Source organism: Agilicoccus flavus (assembly GCF_014857905.1).
Taxonomy (GTDB): domain Bacteria; phylum Actinomycetota; class Actinomycetes; order Actinomycetales; family Dermatophilaceae; genus Agilicoccus; species Agilicoccus flavus.
Map to the genome: position 1 here is coordinate 86,272 of NZ_JACYXE010000007.1, position 17,765 is coordinate 104,036.

The window sequence follows — 17,765 nt, forward strand, 5'->3', positions numbered from 1 at the left end:
GGAGAAGGCGCAGGCCCCGAAGCGCTCAGCGGCCATGATCGCCTCGATCGCCGACCCGGGCGTGCCGACGACCTCCGCGCCTCTCGGGCACGCGCTCGTCGAGCTCGGCCGCGCCGACGAGCGGATCGTCGGGCTCTCCGCCGACCTCGCCAAGTACACGGACATGCACGTGTTCCGGGAGGCGTTCCCCGAGCGGTTCTTCCAGATGGGCATGGCCGAGCAGGTGATGATGGGCGCGGCCGCCGGGATGGCACAAGTGGGGCTCGTCCCCTTCGCCTCGACGTACTCGGTGTTCGCGACCCGCCGCGCCTACGACTGGATCGCGCTCGACATGGCCGAGCCGAACCTCAACGTCAACCTCGTCGGCGCCCTGCCCGGCCTCACGACGGGGTACGGCCCGTCGCACCAGGCGACCGAGGACATGGCCATCCTGCGCGGCTGCCCGAACCTGACGATCGTCGACCCGTGCGACGCGGTCGACATCGAGCAGGCCGTGCCCCAGCTCGCGGCCGCGCCCGGTCCGTCGTACACGCGTCTGCTGCGCGGCAAGGTGCCCCGCATCCTCGACCGCTACGACTACTCCTTCGAGCTCGGCAAGGCGAAGGTCGTGCGGCCCGGGACCGACGCCGTGCTCGTCTCCTCGGGGCTCATGACGATGCGGGCCCTCCTCGCGGCCGACGCGCTCGCGAAGGACGGCGTCGACGCGAGCGTCGTGCACTGCGCGACGATCAAGCCGTTCGACGCGGCGACCGTCGTGCGCGAGCTCGACACGCCCCGCGCGGCGTTCACCCTCGAGAACCACACGGTGGTCGGGGGTCTGTTCGAGGCGACCGCGGGCGCGCTCGTGCGGGCCGGCGTGCGGGCGCAGGTCGACCCGATCGGGCTGCCCGACGAGTTCCTCGACGCTGGCGCGCTGCCCACCCTGCACGACCGGTACGGCCTGTCGGTCGACTCCATCGTGGCCCGGGTGCGCGAGAAGGTCGCCCGCGGCTGAGGCGCCCACGCGGGGGTCCTGCCCGCCCGCCGTGCCCGTCCCGGGCGCGGCGGGCGGCGGCGTCCCGGGCCAGAGAGTAAGGGTTTGGTCAAGGCTGCGGCCGGAAACCGTTGTGGCGCGCGGGGTTCCGTTAGCGTCGCGCGGGTGGACGAGCAGGTGATGGTGCGGGCCGAGGGCCTGCGCAAGCGGTTCGGCGAGACCGAGGCCGTGCGCGGGATCGACGTGCAGGTGCGCCGGGGCGAGGTGTTCGGCTTCCTCGGCCCCAACGGCGCGGGCAAGTCGAGCACCATGCGGATGATCGCCACGACCTCGCCCGTCTCGGGCGGGACGCTGCGGGTCCTCGGCCTCGACCCCGCCACCCACGGGTCGCAGATCCGCGCCCGCCTCGGGGTCTGCCCCCAGGACGACACCCTCGACCACGAGCTGTCGGTGCGCGAGAACATCACCGTCTACGGCCGGTACTTCGGGATGTCGCGGCGCGACGTGCGGGAGCGCGCGGACGAGCTCCTCGAGTTCGCGCGGCTCACCGACCGGGCCGACGCGCGGGTCCAGCAGCTCTCGGGCGGGATGCGGCGCCGGCTGACCATCGCCCGCAGCCTCGTCAGGGTAGTTCCCTGAACTACCTGTTTCGGTTTCCCGAAACCCCCGACTGGAGTCCATCCGGTCGGGAGTTTCGTCGTTGAGGGGGTGGCGCTGACCGCCTGCGTCTCCGCAGACACCCTTTCGGATCCCGCGGAGCCCGGTTTCCTTGTCTCGTGACCGTTTCCGGGCGCGCTGGCGCTGGCTCCCTGCTGGTGAGTGGCGCGAGCTGGAGCGGTCAGTCGCCGATTGGCTTGCGTCGGCCTCGGGTGCGGGTGGCCTTGTCGAGCGGTCGGTCGTCGATGGGTTCGCCGAGGTGGACCTGCCACAGTTCGGGTCGGCCCCTGACGGTGTGCCAGGCGTGGAGCCGGACGAGGTTGTGGCCGATGAGGGTGACGGCGAGGAGCATGCCGGTGGCGACGAGCCCGGTCATGCGGAAGAAGCCGCGGTTGACATTGAGGTTCTGGAAGCGGTTGGCGCCGATGATCCCCTCGACGAGGCTGCGCCTGTTGAATGACAGGGCCCATCGGGTGGACTGCCAGGGGTGGTGCTGCCGGTCCCGTTCGAGCTCGCTGGCGGCGACGGTGACGGTCGCGCCGCAGCCGCACGGATCTCCCTGAACGCAGATCGTGGTGGGGATGGTGTGCGGCATCCGCATCGAGGCGGGAGTGTTGGGGCAGCGGACCTTGAAGGGATGCCCGTCGACAGCCGGTCCACGGAACCGTTGCGTGCCGCGCTTCGTGTTGCGCTTGCCGTGGGCGACGAAGCGGTATGGCTCTCGAGCGTCGAAGGCTTCCCGCCGTCTGGCCTTCTCGCCTGCGGTCATGCCCGGTTCGGGCGGCTCGAGAGTTCGCAGAGGCTCGGGCAGAGCGCTGGAGTAGAGGGTTCCGTCGACCCAGAGCATCCCGGCGGCCGGTCCGGGACGCACGACCCGCTGGGTCTTGTGCAGGTCCATAGTCAGGGTGATGTCGCGGTCTCGCAGGGGTCGGGCGAGCCGAGTGCCCTTGGCGAGGGTGTATCCGCGGTCGAGCAGGATCTCGGTGAAGGTTGGCAGCGCGTCGACGATGTTCAGACATGCGGCCGTACGATCACGGACCCCCGGGCGGAGCGCGAGCCCAGCGGCGACCTGGGGGACGGGACTGCCGCCGGCCTTCGGGGCGTAGGTCGCGATGTGGGCTTCATATCCGAAGAAGTGCTCGGTGGGTCGACGGTTCGTGCCGGTGCGGTGGCCCCATCGGGCGTCGCGGTCGAAGGAGTAGACCTTTCTGCCTTGGGTGTCCAGCCGGGGTTCGTGGGCGCGGGCGAAGCTCTCCACGTCGGTTCCGTCGATGGCCACTGCCGTGGGGCGTTCGAACTCGTGCGGCAGGCTGGCTTGGATGAGTAGGGTGGCGACCTGGTCGAGGTCGATCGGCTCGAAGGGACAGCCGACTGGGCACGGAAGTACCTCACCGGTGTCCGCATCGACGCCGAGGTCATGGTCGTGGTCGACGAGGACGCCGACATCGACGACTCGGCAGATAGCGCGCCAGCCGGAGTGGAGTCGCTTGTAGCGAACGTGCAGGTCGCCGGGGATGCCCAAGGCCGACCGTTCGATGTGAGTCAACGCTTTCAGGGTTCGACAGACGCCGGACGTCGTCATGGTGTGCGGCTGCCCGGACGCATGGAGGACGAAGGCCGCGAGCACTGCCGGCAGGGGGATGAGACGCGGGCGGCCGGTCCGCCGTTCGGCCGCCAAGCACAGGCTCGTGCCGATAGTGCTGTTGGCGACCGCGACAGCCCGCGCAATGCGTTGGTCGATGGTCATTGGGTTCGCTGGGGTCGCGTCCGAACTGAGCCGGGTGGCGATCGACTTCGCAGTACGCCGACGTCGGCTCACCGGCGAACCGCCTGGGCGAACAGGGTGGGCTCGTCGGGCTGAACCACGAACTGCTGGAGCGGCTGGTAGGGCCGCCACGAGGTGAAGCCTGCGATGTGCATCAGGCCACCCATCGCGATGCCAGACGAAAGGTGCGCGACCATCCACGTAGCGCGGAGTCTGGCCGGGGTGATCGTCGGGCAGCCAGGCGGAACGTCGGCCTTGCGCAGCATCTCGTGAAACGGTGAGCGGTCCCACTTCCTTGGCCGGTAAGCCAGGATCGGCGCGTCTTGTGGTTCGGTGAGGAAGCTGGCGAGGATCTCGTCGTTGGGTGCGGTGATCGGCACGACTCGGGGATGCCGGCTCTCGGTAACGCGGACGCAGAGGAAGCCGTGGAGCGTGTCGAGGTCGCCGACGTTCGCCTTCCACATCTCGTGTGGATGCAGGCCCGCGCCGAGTCCCAACGCGAGGTAGCCGGTAAAGCGGCGCCGGCGGATCGCTGTGCTTTGGGTGTTGGCGACCTCCCACAACCGCGTGATCTCGTCCTGGGTAAAGGGCACGAGCGTCCGGCGTTGTCTGAGCTGCTGCGCGTCAGGTGGCCATGGCGCCTTCGTCGTGATCTGTCGAGAAAAGCGGCGAAGGTCCGAGCGTCGTGTGGCGCGAGAGGACACGGCCAGGTGGGTGGCCGCGGTCGTGATGTATCGCTCGACTGCGTCGGGAGTGAACATCCGCTCCCGTTCCAGCGGGTAGCCCTCGCGGTGCGCCCAGGCGACGAACTGCGAGATCGTGCGCATCGCCTCGATGGCGTGCCGCTCGCTGCGCGGGTGAACCATGAGCACGGACTCGCGGGTGAAGCCCGCGACGGGCGTCCACTCGTCCTTGGGGATCGCGTAAGGCACGTAGTTGACGACCGCAGCGCGCGGGTCCTCGTTGTCGGCGTGGCGGTTGACGTGGTCAGTTCCAGAAGAGCACTCTGGATGCGTTGAAGACATGGAAGTACCCCCTCAGGGTGCTTGCGCAAGTGGATGAAGGCAGCGAGATGCAACTCGCTGAAGCGATTCGCGACGAGGTCCGGAGTTCCTAGGCTCTGGGCCTTTCGCATGTCGGCGTCCTGCGCCGAGTGACTCAGTCCATCGCGGCTCCGCGGCACTCGAGAGCGGCGGCCAGGAGGTCGGCGTGGACGGCCGTCACGGACCGGCCGTCGGTGAGAGCGACGTCGTAGAGCTGCTTCGCGAGCCGGGCGGGGATCCGGGCGTCGAAGCGCACGAGCTCATCAGGGGCGTAGCGGCGAGGGCGGGCGGCAGGCCGGCCGGTCCGCGCGGGCGGCAACTCGATCCGGCTGCTGTCGTCCTTCACCCGCTTCTCCAACCTGCCTCGACTTACGTCGAAACGGTTGGTAAGTCCGTTCCTCACGGAGGCGGGTTGGATCTCCGGTGCCACAGGGCGGCTGCCCTGACGATGTGGCTGACCACCACGGTGAAACCGTGTGGCTGAGTCCAGACTACGGACCGACGACTGCCTACGCCACGAAGCCACGCCAGGTGATGGCGCACGGTGCCGCCTCAGCAACGGCCTGTCGGAGAACAGTGCAGCAGGTTGCTGCACATTTGGGCCACAAGCTGCGGCCCAATCACCGACCGCCAGTTGGCGCGGCTCGCCTGGCAGTTCTGGAACCCATCTCGTAGGGTCGACACTGTGAGAGCAGTCGACCGTTCCGCCCCGCGAGCGACCCCGGCGGTGGTCGCCCCGACGCGGCCGAGCATTCTGCAGGCAACGATGACTGTCACACCAGGAAGGCCGATATGGCCCTGAAGAAGTCCGACCTCTACTCCTCGCTCTGGAGCAGTGCTGACGAGCTACGGGGCAGTATGGACGCCAGCCAGTACAAGGACTATGTCCTGACGCTCCTCTTCGTGAAGTACGTGTCAGACAAGGCCAAGGCCGACCCGTACGCGCTGATCGAGGTGCCCGAGGACGGGTCCTTTGATTACCTGGTGACGCTCAAGGGGCGGGCGGACGTCGGTGAGAAGGTCAACGTCGCCATCCGCAAGCTCGCTGAGGCCAACGACCTGCAGGGTGTCATCAACAACGCCGACTTCGACGACCCGACAAAGCTCGGCTCGGGCAAGGACCTGCAGGACAAGGTCTCCAACCTCATCGGCATCTTCCAGGACATGGACTTCACCGGCTCGAAGGCCGAGGGAGACGACCTGTTGGGTGATGCCTATGAGTACCTGATGCGGCACTTCGCGACGCAGTCCGGCAAGAGCAAGGGGCAGTTCTACACCCCAGCCGAGGTCTCTCGCGTCATGGCCCAGCTGCTGCAGATCCCCGCCGGCACGCCGAAGTCGACGACCGTCTATGACCCGACATGTGGCTCGGGCTCGCTGCTGATCAAGGTGGCGGATGCGGCGCCCAACGGCCTGACCATCTACGGCCAGGAGAACGACAACGCCACGTGGGCGCTTGCCCGCATGAACATGATCCTTCACGGCAACGAGACCCACGAGATCGTCCAGGGCAACACCCTCTCCGACCCGAAGTTCCGCCAGAACGACAACCTCTCGACCTTCGACTACCTGGTCGCCAACCCGCCGTTCTCGGTGAAGACCTGGAAGAACGGTTTCGAGAAGGAGTATGGCCGCTTCGACGGCTACGCCTGGCCACCAGACAAGAACGGCGACTACGCGTTCCTGCTCCACATAGTCAAGTCGCTCAAGTCGACCGGCAAGGGCGTGGTCGTCCTGCCGCACGGGGTGTTGTTCCGCGGCAACGCTGAGGCGACGATCCGCACTGAGCTGATCAAGCGCGGGCTCATCAAGGCGATCGTCGGCCTGCCGGCGAACCTCTTCTACGGCACCGGGATCCCAGCCTGCCTCATCGTGCTTGACAAGAAGGACGCCCAGGCCAGGAATGGCATCTTCATGATCGACGCCAGCAAGGGCTTCGAGAAGGACGGCCCCAAGAACCGCCTTCGCCCGCGCGACATGCACAAGATCGTCGATGCCTTCGTCAACCAGAAGGAGATCGACCGCTACTCGCGCATGGTCCCGCTGAGCGAGATCCGCGACCCGAAGAACGACTACAACCTCAACATCCCCCGCTACATCGACAGCTCGGAGCACGAGGACATCCAGGACCTCCACGCCCACCTGCAGGGCGGGATCCCAAACCGCGACCTCGACGCCCTCCAGCCCTACTGGGACGCCTTCCCGAGCCTGCGCGACGAGCTCTTCAATCCGCTCCGCGAGGGCTACTCGGAGCTCGCTGTCGACAAAGCGGACATCCAGTCCAGGGTCACCGATTCGCCCGAGTACCGAGCGTTCGCGAAGGGCACCTCCGACACCGTCGATACATGGTGGGCCGACAAGCGCAAGACGCTGGTCGACATCACCGCGACGACCCGCGCCAGCGAACTGATCCACGACGTCTCCGAGGCGCTGCTGGAGTCCTTCCGCTCGCGTCCGCTGATTGACGAGTACGGCGTGTACGAGCAGCTGATGAGCTACTGGAACGCCTCGATGCACGACGACGTCGCGCTCATCGTTAGCGAGGGCTGGGACGGCTCCGCGAGGCCGCGACTGGCTCGCACCTGGAAGGACAAGAACAACAAGACCAAGTACGAGGACGCGCAGATCGTCACCGGCTCGCGTGGAACTGCCAAGCGCTGGGTCATGGACCTGATCCCCCCGGAGTACGTCATCGCCCGTTTCTTTCCAGATGAGCGAGCGGAACTTAACGCCCTTTTGGTCGAACAGGACGCCGCTAGCCAAGCGGTAGAGGAGTACACCGAGGAGCACGCCGTCGAGGAAGGCCTGCTGTGGGAGGCCGTAGACGACGACAAGATCAGCAAGGCGCTCGCGACTTCACGGCTTCGAGTGGCAAAGCGAGAGGGCGCTGAGGCTGAAGAGATCCAGGCCCTGCAGCACGTAATTAAGCTCTATGAGGCTGAGGCTGCCGCCAAGAAGGCAGTCAAGGACGCGACTGTGAAGCTCGAGGGGCTCGCTCTCCAGCAGTACCCGAAGCTCACGACCGACGAGATCCAGGCACTCGTCGTTGACGACAAATGGGGCGGCACGATCGGTACTCGAATCGAGGCCGAGGTCACGGCGCTGGGCCGTGCGCTCGTTACTCGGCTCCGAACGCTGGCCGAGAGGTACGAGCTCACCGCCAGGGAGCTTGACACCGAGGTCGAACGGCTCACGGCGAGGGTCAGGGAGCATCTGGCGGCGATGGGAGTCTCCGAGTGAGCCTCTCCGCCGTCAAGACTGCCGGAGACGTCGGCACCTTCAAGGGAGGTAGCGGGTTCCCAACGAGGTTCCAAGGTGCCAAGGCCGGGGAGTTGCCGTTCTTCAAGGTCTCTGACATGAACCTGCCGGGCAATGAAGTCTTCATGCGGCGCGCCAATAACTACATCTCTGAAGACGTGCGCAAGAAGCTCGGTGCGACCCGTATACCAGCTGGCGCCATCATCTTCGCCAAAGTCGGGGCCGCAGTCTTCCTTGAGCGGAAGCGAATCCTGACGCAGGACAGTTGCATCGACAACAACATGTCCGCCTTCATTGTTGATCCGGCTCAGCTCGACGAGCGATTCGCGCACTACCTTCTGACTGCGTTCAGACTGTCCGCTCTGGTGGCAACCACCGCGCTGCCATCGCTGAACTCAACCCAGCTTCGGTCCATCCCTCTTCGGATCCCGACGAACCTCGACGAGCAGTGCAAGATTGCGGGTGCGCTGGCTGACACCGACGATCTCATTCACACGCTCGACCGTCAGATCAGGAAGAAGCGCTCGGTGAAGCAGGGCATGATGCAGGAGCTGCTGACCGGTCGCACACGTCTACCCGGCTTCGGGCGCCCGTGGACCGAGCAGTCCGTCTCTGAGCTTCTGGAGTTCAAGAATGGCCTGAACAAGGCCAGCGAATTCTTCGGCCACGGGACGCCGATCGTCAACTTCATGGACGTGATGCGATCGCCCGTCATTACCGCCGAGAGGGTGAAAGGCCTCGTAAGCCTGGGCAGGGACGAGATCGCCCGCTTCTCTGCACGTCGCGGGGACATGTTCTTCACTCGAACGTCCGAGAGTGTCGAGGAGATTGGAACCGCCGCAGTGCTTGTCGAAGACATCCGTGATGCCGTGTTCAGCGGCTTCGTCCTCCGTGGTCGTCCCATCGCACCCGTAAACACCACGTTCCTCGCTTACCAGTTCCAGTTGCCGTCGGTTCGCCGTCAGGTGATCGCCACGGCTTCGTACACGACGCGCGCATTGACGAACGGTGGGTCCCTGGGGCGGGTCAAGGTGCTCGTTCCTGCTGCAGACGAGCAAGCAGCAGTTGTCGCAGTTCTGGCAGACACGGACGCCCAACTTGCTGCCCTTGAGCAGCGCCTCGAATCAGCTCGAGCAATCAAGACCGGAATGATGCAAGAGCTTCTCACCGGTCGGACGCGCCTGGCTGTGGAGGCTGCCTTATGAGCAACGTCGGCCAGCGGGAGCGCGCGACTCAGAACCGTGTCGTCGGGCTGTTTCGCGATCGCCTCAAGTACGAGTACGGCGGCAACCTTGAGGACCAGGACAACACCAACGTCGACGAGGCCATCCTTCGTCAAAACCTGCTCGCCCGTGGGATTGACGAGGAACTCATCGGCCGAGCCATCCAGCAGCTGCTCACGACTGCATCACTGGGCGCCGGCCAGTCGCTGTACGACGCGAACCGGAAGGTCTACGACCTCCTGCGCTACGGCGTGAAGGTGAAGCGCGACGTCGGCGAAAACTTCGAGACCGTTTGGCTCATCGACTGGAACAACCCGGACGCGAACCACTTCGTGGTCGCTGAAGAAGTCACGGTCAAGGGCGAGCACAACAAGCGCCCGGACATCGTGCTCTACGTCAACGGCATCGCGCTCGGAGTCATCGAGCTCAAGCGCTCCTATGTCAGCGCCAGCGAGGGCATCCGGCAGAACATCGGCAACCAGAAGCAGCACTTCGTACGGCCGTTCTTCACAACGGTGCAGCTGCTGTTCGCAGGCAACGATGTCGAGGGTCTGCGTTACGCCGTCATCGACACCGCCGAGAAGTACTGGCTCGAATGGAAGGAGCCGGGGGAGGAGCCAAGCCCGCTCGACCGGTCCCTCATGCAGATGTGCTCCAAGGAGCGCTTCCTGGAACTCATCCACGACTTCATCGTCTTCGACTCAGGGGTCAAGAAGACCGCCCGCCACAACCAGTTCTTCGGGGTCAAGGCTGCTCAGGAGCGGATTCGCTCTCGCGAGGGCGGCATCATCTGGCACACCCAGGGCTCAGGGAAGAGCCTCACCATGGTCTGGCTGGCCAAGTGGATCCAGGAGAACCAGACTGACGCCCGGGTGCTGATCATCACGGACCGCACCGAGCTCGACGAGCAGATCGAGAAGGTCTTCGGCGGCGTCAACGAGAAGATCACCCGCACTGGCTCCGGGGCCGAGATGATCACACTGCTGAACCAGAGTCACCCCTGGCTGATGTGTTCGCTCGTCCACAAGTTCCGCGGCTCCGACGATGACTCGTCGCGGGACGCCGATGCCGACGACTTCATCAAGCAGCTCAGCGCGACGATCCCGGCCGACTTCAAGGCCAAGGGCAACCTGTTCGTATTCGTTGACGAGGCCCACCGCACCCAGAGCGGCAAGATGCACCGCGCCATGAAGCAGCTGCTGCCCGTTGCGATGTTCATCGGCGTCACAGGCACCCCGCTCCTCAAAGCCGACAAGATGACCAGCATCGAGACGTTCGGCTCGTTCATCCACACGTACAAGTTCGACGAGGCAGTTCGTGACGGCGTCGTCCTGGATCTGCGTTACGAGGCACGCAACGTCGACCAGGAGCTCAAGGGATCGGCCCAGGTCGACAAGTGGTTCGACCTCAAGACCAAGGGCCTCACGGATCTCTCCAAGGCACGCCTCAAGAAGAAGTGGGGCACGATGCAGAAGGTTGTCTCGGCCAAGTCCCGCGCCGAGATGATCGTCCAAGACGTGCTGATGGACTTCGAGCGCGAACCACGCCTGATCTCTGGCCGTGGTAACGCCATGCTCGTCGGTGACAGCGTCTACCAGGCCTGCAAGTTTTACGAGCTGTTCGCTCAGGCTGGCTTCAAGGGCAAGGTCGCCATCGTCTCCAGCTATGTCCCCAACGCCACGGCCATCTCCAAGGAGGACGCCGGCGAGGGTGACAACGAGGAGCTGCGCAAGTACGACATCTATCGGCAGATGCTCGCCGACTATTTCAACGAACCTGCCGATAAGGCCGTCCTCCGGATCGAGGAGTTCGAGAAGGACGTCAAGCGCCGGTTCATCGACGAGCCCGGCCAGATGCGTCTGCTCATCGTGGTCGACAAGCTGCTCACCGGATTCGATGCGCCGAGTGCCACCTACCTCTACATCGACAAGAGCATGCGCGACCACGGCCTGTTCCAGGCGATCTGTCGCGTCAACCGCCTCGACGGCGACGACAAGACCTACGGCTACGTCATCGACTACCGCGACCTCTTCAAGTCCCTCGATAAGGCGATCACCGACTACACATCCGAAGCCCTCGACGGCTACGCCAAGGAGGACATCGAGGGTCTGCTCGAGGACCGCATCAAGCAGGAGCGTGAGGACCTCGACGAGGCCCTGGAGAAGATCCGCGCCCTCTGCGAGCCGGTCGCGATGCCGAAGGACACGCTTCAGTATCAGCACTACTTCGTCTCGACCGTTCCGGGCGATGCCGATCAGATCAAGGCCAACGAGCCCAAGCGCGTCGAGCTCTACAAGTCCGTGTCGGGTCTCGTCCGAGCGTACGGCGCGCTCGCCAACGACATGGGCCGTGCTGGCTACACCGATGCCGAGGCGCAGGCGATCAAGGACGAAGTCGCGCACTACGTGGCCGTCAAGAACGAGGTCGAGGTCGGCGCCGGCGAGAACATCGACATGAAGCAGTTCGAAGCAGGCATGCGAGCACTTCTCGACACCTACATCCAGGCCGACCCCGTCGAGCAGGTCGCCACCTTCGACAAGGGTCTCGTGCAGCTCATCGTGGAGCGCGGCGCCGATGCCATCAACTCGCTGCCGGACGGCATCAAGAAGAACCAGGAAGCGGTCGCGGAGACCATCATCAACAACGTCCGCAAGACGATCGTCGACGAGCGCGCGATGAACCCGAAGTACTACGACCGGATGTCGCAGTTGCTCGATGCCATCATCGAGCAACGGCGCCAGGACGCCAGCGAGTATGCCGCCTATCTCGCACAGCTACTCAAACATGCCGAGATGGTCGGCAAGGGCGAATCGGATGCCGGCGTGACCTATCCAGAATGGGCCAGCACACCGGCTCGGCGCGCGTTGGTCGACTTCGCATGGCCGCAAGGCATCGATATCAATGTCGAGTACGTTCACGGCCGCATCCAGAACAGCAAGGAACACGGTTGGGCGGACAACCCCATTAAGGAGCGTGCTCTGGCGAGAGAGTTGCGAAAAGTGCTGCCCAGCGACTTCGACGCCGAATGCCTGAAGGAGCTCATCGGCCGGCTCAAGGAGCACGATGAGTACCGCTAGTTCCTATCTCACCGTCGCGGGCCTCGGCGTAGATGTTGTCTACAAAGACATCAAGAACCTGCACATCTCGGTGTATCCGCCTGTCGGTCGCGTGCGTGTGGCCGCGCCGGAGCGCACCGACGAGGACACTATTCGGCTCGCAATCGTCCAGCGGCTGTCCTGGATCAAGCGCCAGCGCGAGCAACTCCAGGAGGCGGAGCGGCAATCGATCCGCGAGATGCTCTCCGGGGAGACCCACTACGTGTGGGGCCAGCGTTACCAACTCGATGTTTCCCGCACCAGCGGTCACTACAGCGTCGAGCGCAAGGGCAAGACCCTATGGGTCGTGACGCCGGAGGGCACTGACGTCGACGGTCGTCGGTCGGCGTTGGATCGCTGGTACCGCCGAGAAGTCAAGAACGCTGTGCCGGCACTCCTGGAGAAGTGGCAGCCGATCGTCGGCGTCGAGGTTGACAAGGTCGTCGTGCGCCGGATGAAGACCAAGTGGGGGACCTGCATCGCGCGCTCACGCACGATCTGGCTCAACCCGGAACTTGCCAAGAAGAACCCCCGCTGCCTCGACTACATCGTCGTTCACGAGCTGACCCATCTGCTTGAGCGAGGGCATGGCGAACGCTTCGTCGCCCTGATGAACGAGTTCATGCCCGACTGGCGCACCCGCCGCGATGAACTCAACGAGGCGCCACTGGCACAGGAGACATGGACATGACCGCCTGCATTCTTCATACCGATCGAGCCTTCGCACTCTCCGGGAGGGCCGAACGTGTCGAGGCAAGCCACGAGACTGCCGCCTCTCTTCACGTTGTCCATAGGCCCGGCGTCCGCGCTGTCTTCGGGTAGGAGGAATGATGCTGATAACTCATATCCGAGTCACGAATTTTCGCGGTTGGGATGATCTGGACTTAAGGCCGACGGGCCACGCCTTGGTAATCGGCGAACCGCGTGCCGGTAGGAGTGACCTGATTGCGGCTCTAACGCGCGTTCTTGACCCTCGTTCAACGCGGATGCAGCCGACAACCGACGACATACACCAAGATATGTCCAGTGGCACGCTCGTGCTCGCGGACTACGCCGAGGTCCAGGTGACCTTGGCCCAGTTGCCCGCAGATGTCGAGCTGGAGGCTGATGGGGCCCTGGAGCCGCTCCTGCCCGACGGAACCGTGGACGGATCTGGCTCTGCGAGGCCGGCCGCTCCGCTAGGGCTGCGCCTGGCCTATCGGGTCTCCTACGACGCGACCACCGACAGTCTTGACCATCGAGTGTATTACCCGGTGGCCAGTGACCCCATCCTCGACAAGTACGTGCGAGTCCCAACCGCCGTCCGGGAGTTGCTCCCGATTGTGTTCCTTGGCGCATCGCGGCCCCTGCAACTACGGGCCGAAGGTGTCCTACGGCGTCTGGTCACCGACCACGACTCAGTCAACGCAACCGCTGCACTTCAAACACTTGAGGCCGACATCGCAACGGCCGCCTCAACGATGTCTGCCAGCCCAGCGATCCAGGCCGTGCTTGACGCGGTCCTCACCCAGGACGGCCCAGCCCGTCGGATCGGTGACTCGCCGGTCACCGCAGCGGACGTCCAGTTCCTTCCCGAGGACGGCTCCCTCGCAGGCCTTCTCCGAGCGGTGCAGCCGGTGCTACGACTGGATCGGGCTGGTCCCTTGCCCTTGGCGAGCCACGGCTCCACCGCCGCTGCCGCCCTATCGGCGGCCGAAGCGCTTCTGCTGTGCTCTGCCATCCCCGGCGCGATCGTTATCGGCGACGATGTGGGTGAAGGCCTCGATGGCCCCACGACTGAACACCTGACGGGCGCGTTGCGCCAGGCATCGCTTCAGGTCGTCCTGACCACCCGACGAGCAGACGCCGTACGTGCCTTTGAGACTAAGGAAGTCGTACGTCTCACGCGCCACACAGGAACTCGTCTGGTCCACCAAGTGTCGCCGCCGGTCGACCGGAAGGAGGCGAGCGTCCATCGCCACATCCAAGGCCAGCTCCTGCCAGCTTTGACGGCGGTGGCAGTAGCGGTGTCCGAGGGACGTCACGATCTGTCCGCGTTCAGCGCAGCAGACCGACGTCAGGTTGCGACCAGTCTGCCGCTCGCCGCGCACGGCGTGAGGCTCATCTCAGCGGACGCCGGCTCTGGTGGCGGCACCAGTCAGATCCCTCTCGTTGCCAGGCTGGCCAAGCAGCTTGGCTACCGGGTGGTCGCAATAGTCGACGGAGACCCCGCGAAGTACGCGACCGCGGCGCTTACCCAGATCGAGGATGCGTGTGACGTACTCGTACGACTGCCGACTTCGGTGGCTGTCGAGCGCGCGATCCTAATCGGCGCGTCAGTGGCCCAGGTCCGAACGGCGGCCTCAGTCTTTCCAACCTTCGGGCAACCCGACCCTACCCTGGGAGAGAGCGACGACGACGTGGACGGCGCGGTCACTCACCTGCTCCACCGGAAGGGGCTCCACGAGCAGTTTTTCACAGCGCTGGTCGATGAGACAGGGGCTCTTCCTCCGGTCATGGAATCCGCTCTGGCCATGGTCGCGCTCTGCTCGTCACCGAGCTACACCGGCCCGTCTCGGATCGACCTGGTCGACCCGACGACCACCCCATAGGCGCACCGGTGACTTACCAGCCCGGGAAGGAGCAGCAGGCGATCATTGACGCGGTAGAGCCGGTCGTTGTGGTCATCGGTGGAGCCGGTACGGGAAAGACGACCACCGCTGCCGCGGCTGCGGGGAAACGCCTCGAGCTCATCAACGGGCAGCGCAACTACTTGGTGGCGACGAGCGGCCTCTGCGAGCGTGGTCCGCTCCCGCCCCGAAAGCGTGTGCTCCTGGTGTCGTTCTCTAAGACGGCCGTGACTCAGATCCTCGATCGCGCCGCCCCGGTTCTCGGGCCGTACCGGGAGATGCTCGATGTGGTGACCTTCCACGGAATGGCGTGGCGAATCCTGAGCCACTTCGGTCGCTTCTACGGGCATCCGCATCCGTTTCGGGTCCAGTCAGCCGCAGAAGCAGCGCTGTCAGTGGACTTCCCCGGGGCCACGTACGAAGAGCTGGTCCCCGCCGCGACCCAGCTCCTGCAGATTCCTGTAGTTCGTGACTACTACGAGCGTCGATACGTGACGATCATGTGCGACGAGTTCCAAGACACCAGTAACGACGAGTGGGCCTTCATTCAAGCCCTTGCGCCGTCGGCTCAACGGATACTGCTGGGCGACCCAAACCAATGCATCTACGCCGGCATGAAGCACATCGACCCGCAGGCTCGGGTCGATGAAGCGTGCGCCCTGCGCGGCGCCAGACGTATCAACCTGCCGCCAGTCAGTCACCGCGACCCCTCAGGTGCCTTGCCCGCTGCCGCCCTCGCGGCGAAGAACCGCACGTTCGGCGACCCGGCGATCGCCAACGCAGTCAGGTCCGGGCGCATCCTGCTGCACAGCGTTCGGTCCACCGAACTGGCCGCCGCCGTCGCTGGTGTGATCGACTTCGAGCGCGCAGCCAAGAAGACGGTCAGCGCATTCACCCACACCCATGCAGCCACAGCCGAACTGGCGGCGCATCTGACTGCCGCCGCCATCGACCATGAACAGGTTGGCTTCACCGAGTCATTCGGCGACAGTCTCCAAGCGCAGTTTGCGTCCCTCAGATGGGCCCTGGACGGCACACCCGGAGCACGCGCTGCGCTCGCGGTGTACTCACGATCGATAAGTCGCGGTCGGGAAAAGAGCATCTCGGAAGCAATCATCACCAAGTCCATGCCGGAGTTGGAGACTGCCCTGAGGTTGTGGGCAGCCGACTTCAAGGCCGCTGCCCAAGGTGACTTCCCTGACTACGACGACCTCTTGCATCGCTTGGCAGACCTCCACCATCACCTCGGCTTCCCCCGCGGCCTCGAGACATGGCTCGCGGCTAACACGCAGCTGCGACGGGCAGTTCGCGTACTTCAGCGTGGAGGCACCATCGATGAGCTCGAACTAGCGATCAATGAGTTGCGGGCATCGACGCTTGTCGGAGCCAAGGCACCGAGAGCGAAGGCGGTGCAAATCATGAATCTGCACCAGACCAAGGGCAGGGAGGCCGACGCGACTGTTCTGCTCCTGCAGCCGGACGAGTTCCACGGATACGAGCGAGAACCGTATCCAACAGGGTCACGACTTCTATACGTCTGCCTGACCCGTGCTCGCGAACGTGCGCACATCGTGTTGCCCGATGACACCCACCTCCTCCATGGGCTTTGGGCGCCGTTCGTCGACGCGTGCATGGCGGCCGAGCTCGTGTAGCCGTCGCAGGTCCGAAGCGGGACGACCAGTCGTCTCGTCTTAACGTGTCGGGTCCCTCCAGGGCCTGCGCTCCTTCTCCGGACTGAGGTCCAGTTGGGCGGCGCGCTGCCTCGATCGCGGCGACGCCGATGGCGTCCTTGGTGTGCCTGACCGGGACCAAGTCCTGTGCCGGGCGGTTGCTCGTCCCAAACGTCGCAGCAGGTCAGCGACTTTCGGGAACTACCCTCGTCAGTCGCCCCGACCTCCTCCTGCTCGACGAGCCGACCACCGGCCTCGACCCGCAGGCCCGGCACGTCCTGTGGGACCAGCTCTACCGCCTCAAGCACGCCGGCGTGACGCAGATCCTCACGACCCACTACATGGACGAGGCCGAGCAGCTCTGCGACCGCCTCGTCGTCATGAACGACGGCGTCATCGCCGCGGAGGGGTCGCCCGCCGAGCTCGTCGCCCGCTACTGCCCCCGGGAGGTCGCCGAGCTGCGCTTCGGTGTCGTCGACCACGCCGAGCACGCGCACCGCGTGGCGCATCTGGCCGACCGGGTCGAGGTGCTCCCCGACCGACTCCTGCTCTACACCGACCGCGGCGACGAGGCCATCGCCGCCCTCGACGCCCACGGCCTGCGCCCCGCCACGGCGCTCGTCCGCCGCTCGAGCCTGGAGGACGTCTTCCTCCACCTCACCGGCCGGACGCTGGTCGACTGATGGCCTTGCCGTCCTCCGCGCCGTCGCCCGCGACAACCCCGTCCCCCTCCGTCCGAGCGGGCCGACTCGCGCTCGCGGCGCGCACGACCGACTACTGGGCCACCCTCGTCAGGCGCACCTGGCGCGGGTCGGTGACCACGGCGTTCGTCACGCCCCTGCTGTATGTCGCCGCGATGGGCTACTTCCTCGGCGGGTACGTCGACGCGTCCTCGGCGAGCCTCGGCGGAGCACCGAGCTACCTCGCCTACATCTGCCCCGGCCTGCTCGCCGGGCAGGCGATGCTGCTGTCGATGGGCGACATGACGTGGCCCGTCTTCGGCCGGATCACGTGGGACAAGACGTACCTCGCGATGCTCGCGACCCCCCTGCGGGTCGGCGACGTCGCGCTCGCCCAGATCCTCGCCACCGTGACGACGACCGGGCTGGCCTGTGCCGTCTTCATGGTCCCCCTCGCGTTCGTCGGGGTGTACGCGAGCCCGGGCGGCGCGCTCGCGGCGCTCGCGATCCAGTTCCTGCTCGCCGCGGCGTTCGCCACCCCCGTCCTCGCGCTCACGGCCGGGCTGCGCGGCGACGCGGCGTTCTCCGTGCTCTACCGGCTCGTACAGGTGCCGATGTACCTCTTCTCGGGGGCCTTCTTCCCGGTCGAGAACCTGCCCGAGGTCATCCGGTGGATCGCCGTGGCGACCCCCTGTTCCACGGGGTGGAGCTGACGCGGATGGCGATGCTCGACACGTGGACCTCGGCGGCGTTCGGGCACGTCGCCTACCTCCTCCTGCTCGCCGGTGTGGG

Annotated in this window: 12 protein-coding genes and 2 pseudogenes; 11 read left to right on the top strand and 3 right to left on the bottom strand. The window is 65.5% G+C overall.

Annotated features, from left to right (window positions below):
- Positions 1–34: 34 nt before the first annotated feature.
- Together ICW24_RS11605 and ICW24_RS11610 are read left to right on the top strand one after the other, a co-directional pair.
- A complete protein-coding gene (locus ICW24_RS11605; protein ID WP_226346012.1) occupies positions 35–994 on the top strand; it encodes a transketolase family protein in 960 nt (319 codons plus the stop codon).
- Between the two features lie 144 nt (positions 995–1,138).
- Positions 1,139–1,612 (top strand): ABC transporter ATP-binding protein, encoded by a 474-nt coding sequence (locus ICW24_RS11610; protein ID WP_443588047.1) that lies wholly within the window; start codon positions 1,139–1,141, stop codon positions 1,610–1,612.
- 199 nt (positions 1,613–1,811) lie between these two features.
- Here ICW24_RS11610 and ICW24_RS11615 read toward each other — a convergent pair whose 3' ends face one another.
- The 3 genes from ICW24_RS11615 to ICW24_RS11625 form a co-directional block, all read right to left on the bottom strand.
- The gene (locus tag ICW24_RS11615; protein WP_226345883.1) at positions 1,812–3,377 is read right to left on the bottom strand and encodes a transposase; all 1,566 of its coding nucleotides are present in this window, start codon (positions 3,375–3,377) and stop codon (positions 1,812–1,814) included.
- 68 nt (positions 3,378–3,445) lie between these two features.
- Positions 3,446–4,420: a site-specific integrase gene (locus ICW24_RS11620; protein WP_226345884.1), complete on the bottom strand. Its 975-nt coding sequence runs from the start codon at positions 4,418–4,420 to the stop codon at positions 3,446–3,448.
- A 133-nt stretch (positions 4,421–4,553) separates the two neighbouring features.
- A complete protein-coding gene (locus tag ICW24_RS11625) occupies positions 4,554–4,784 on the bottom strand; it encodes a mechanosensitive ion channel protein MscS (protein WP_226345885.1) in 231 nt (76 codons plus the stop codon).
- A 446-nt stretch (positions 4,785–5,230) separates the two neighbouring features.
- Here ICW24_RS11625 and ICW24_RS11630 point away from each other — a divergent pair, with 446 nt between their 5' ends.
- The 9 genes and pseudogenes from ICW24_RS11630 to ICW24_RS11665 all read left to right on the top strand — a co-directional run bounded on the left by ICW24_RS11630 (position 5,231) and on the right by ICW24_RS11665 (position 17,686).
- On the top strand, positions 5,231–7,678 hold the full coding sequence (locus ICW24_RS11630) for a type I restriction-modification system subunit M (protein ID WP_226345886.1): 2,448 nt from the start codon (positions 5,231–5,233) through the stop codon (positions 7,676–7,678).
- Positions 7,675–8,901: a restriction endonuclease subunit S gene (locus ICW24_RS11635; protein ID WP_226345887.1), complete on the top strand. Its 1,227-nt coding sequence runs from the start codon at positions 7,675–7,677 to the stop codon at positions 8,899–8,901. The genes ICW24_RS11630 and ICW24_RS11635 overlap by 4 nt, the downstream gene beginning before the upstream one ends.
- A complete protein-coding gene (locus ICW24_RS11640) occupies positions 8,898–11,996 on the top strand; it encodes a type I restriction endonuclease subunit R (protein WP_226345888.1) in 3,099 nt (1,032 codons plus the stop codon). Before ICW24_RS11635 ends, ICW24_RS11640 begins: the two co-directional genes overlap by 4 nt.
- Entirely contained in the window at positions 11,983–12,705 is a 723-nt protein-coding gene (locus tag ICW24_RS11645; RefSeq protein ID WP_226345889.1) for a M48 family metallopeptidase, read from the top strand. Before ICW24_RS11640 ends, ICW24_RS11645 begins: the two co-directional genes overlap by 14 nt.
- A gap of 139 nt (positions 12,706–12,844) precedes the next feature.
- Positions 12,845–13,030: pseudogene (locus ICW24_RS19935) on the top strand (DUF2813 domain-containing protein); the annotation flags it as partial.
- A 3-nt stretch (positions 13,031–13,033) separates the two neighbouring features.
- Complete coding sequence (locus ICW24_RS11650) at positions 13,034–14,605, top strand: hypothetical protein (RefSeq protein ID WP_264176515.1); 1,572 nt, start codon at positions 13,034–13,036, stop codon at positions 14,603–14,605.
- Between the two features lie 8 nt (positions 14,606–14,613).
- On the top strand, positions 14,614–16,275 hold the full coding sequence (locus ICW24_RS11655) for a UvrD-helicase domain-containing protein (protein WP_226345891.1): 1,662 nt from the start codon (positions 14,614–14,616) through the stop codon (positions 16,273–16,275).
- 221 nt (positions 16,276–16,496) lie between these two features.
- Positions 16,497–16,976, top strand: a pseudogene (locus ICW24_RS11660) (DrrA family ABC transporter ATP-binding protein); the annotation flags it as partial.
- Positions 16,976–17,686 (top strand): ABC transporter permease, encoded by a 711-nt coding sequence (locus ICW24_RS11665; protein WP_226345892.1) that lies wholly within the window; start codon positions 16,976–16,978, stop codon positions 17,684–17,686. The pseudogene ICW24_RS11660 and the gene ICW24_RS11665, both read left to right, overlap by 1 nt.
- The last annotated feature ends 79 nt before the right edge of the window (positions 17,687–17,765 follow it).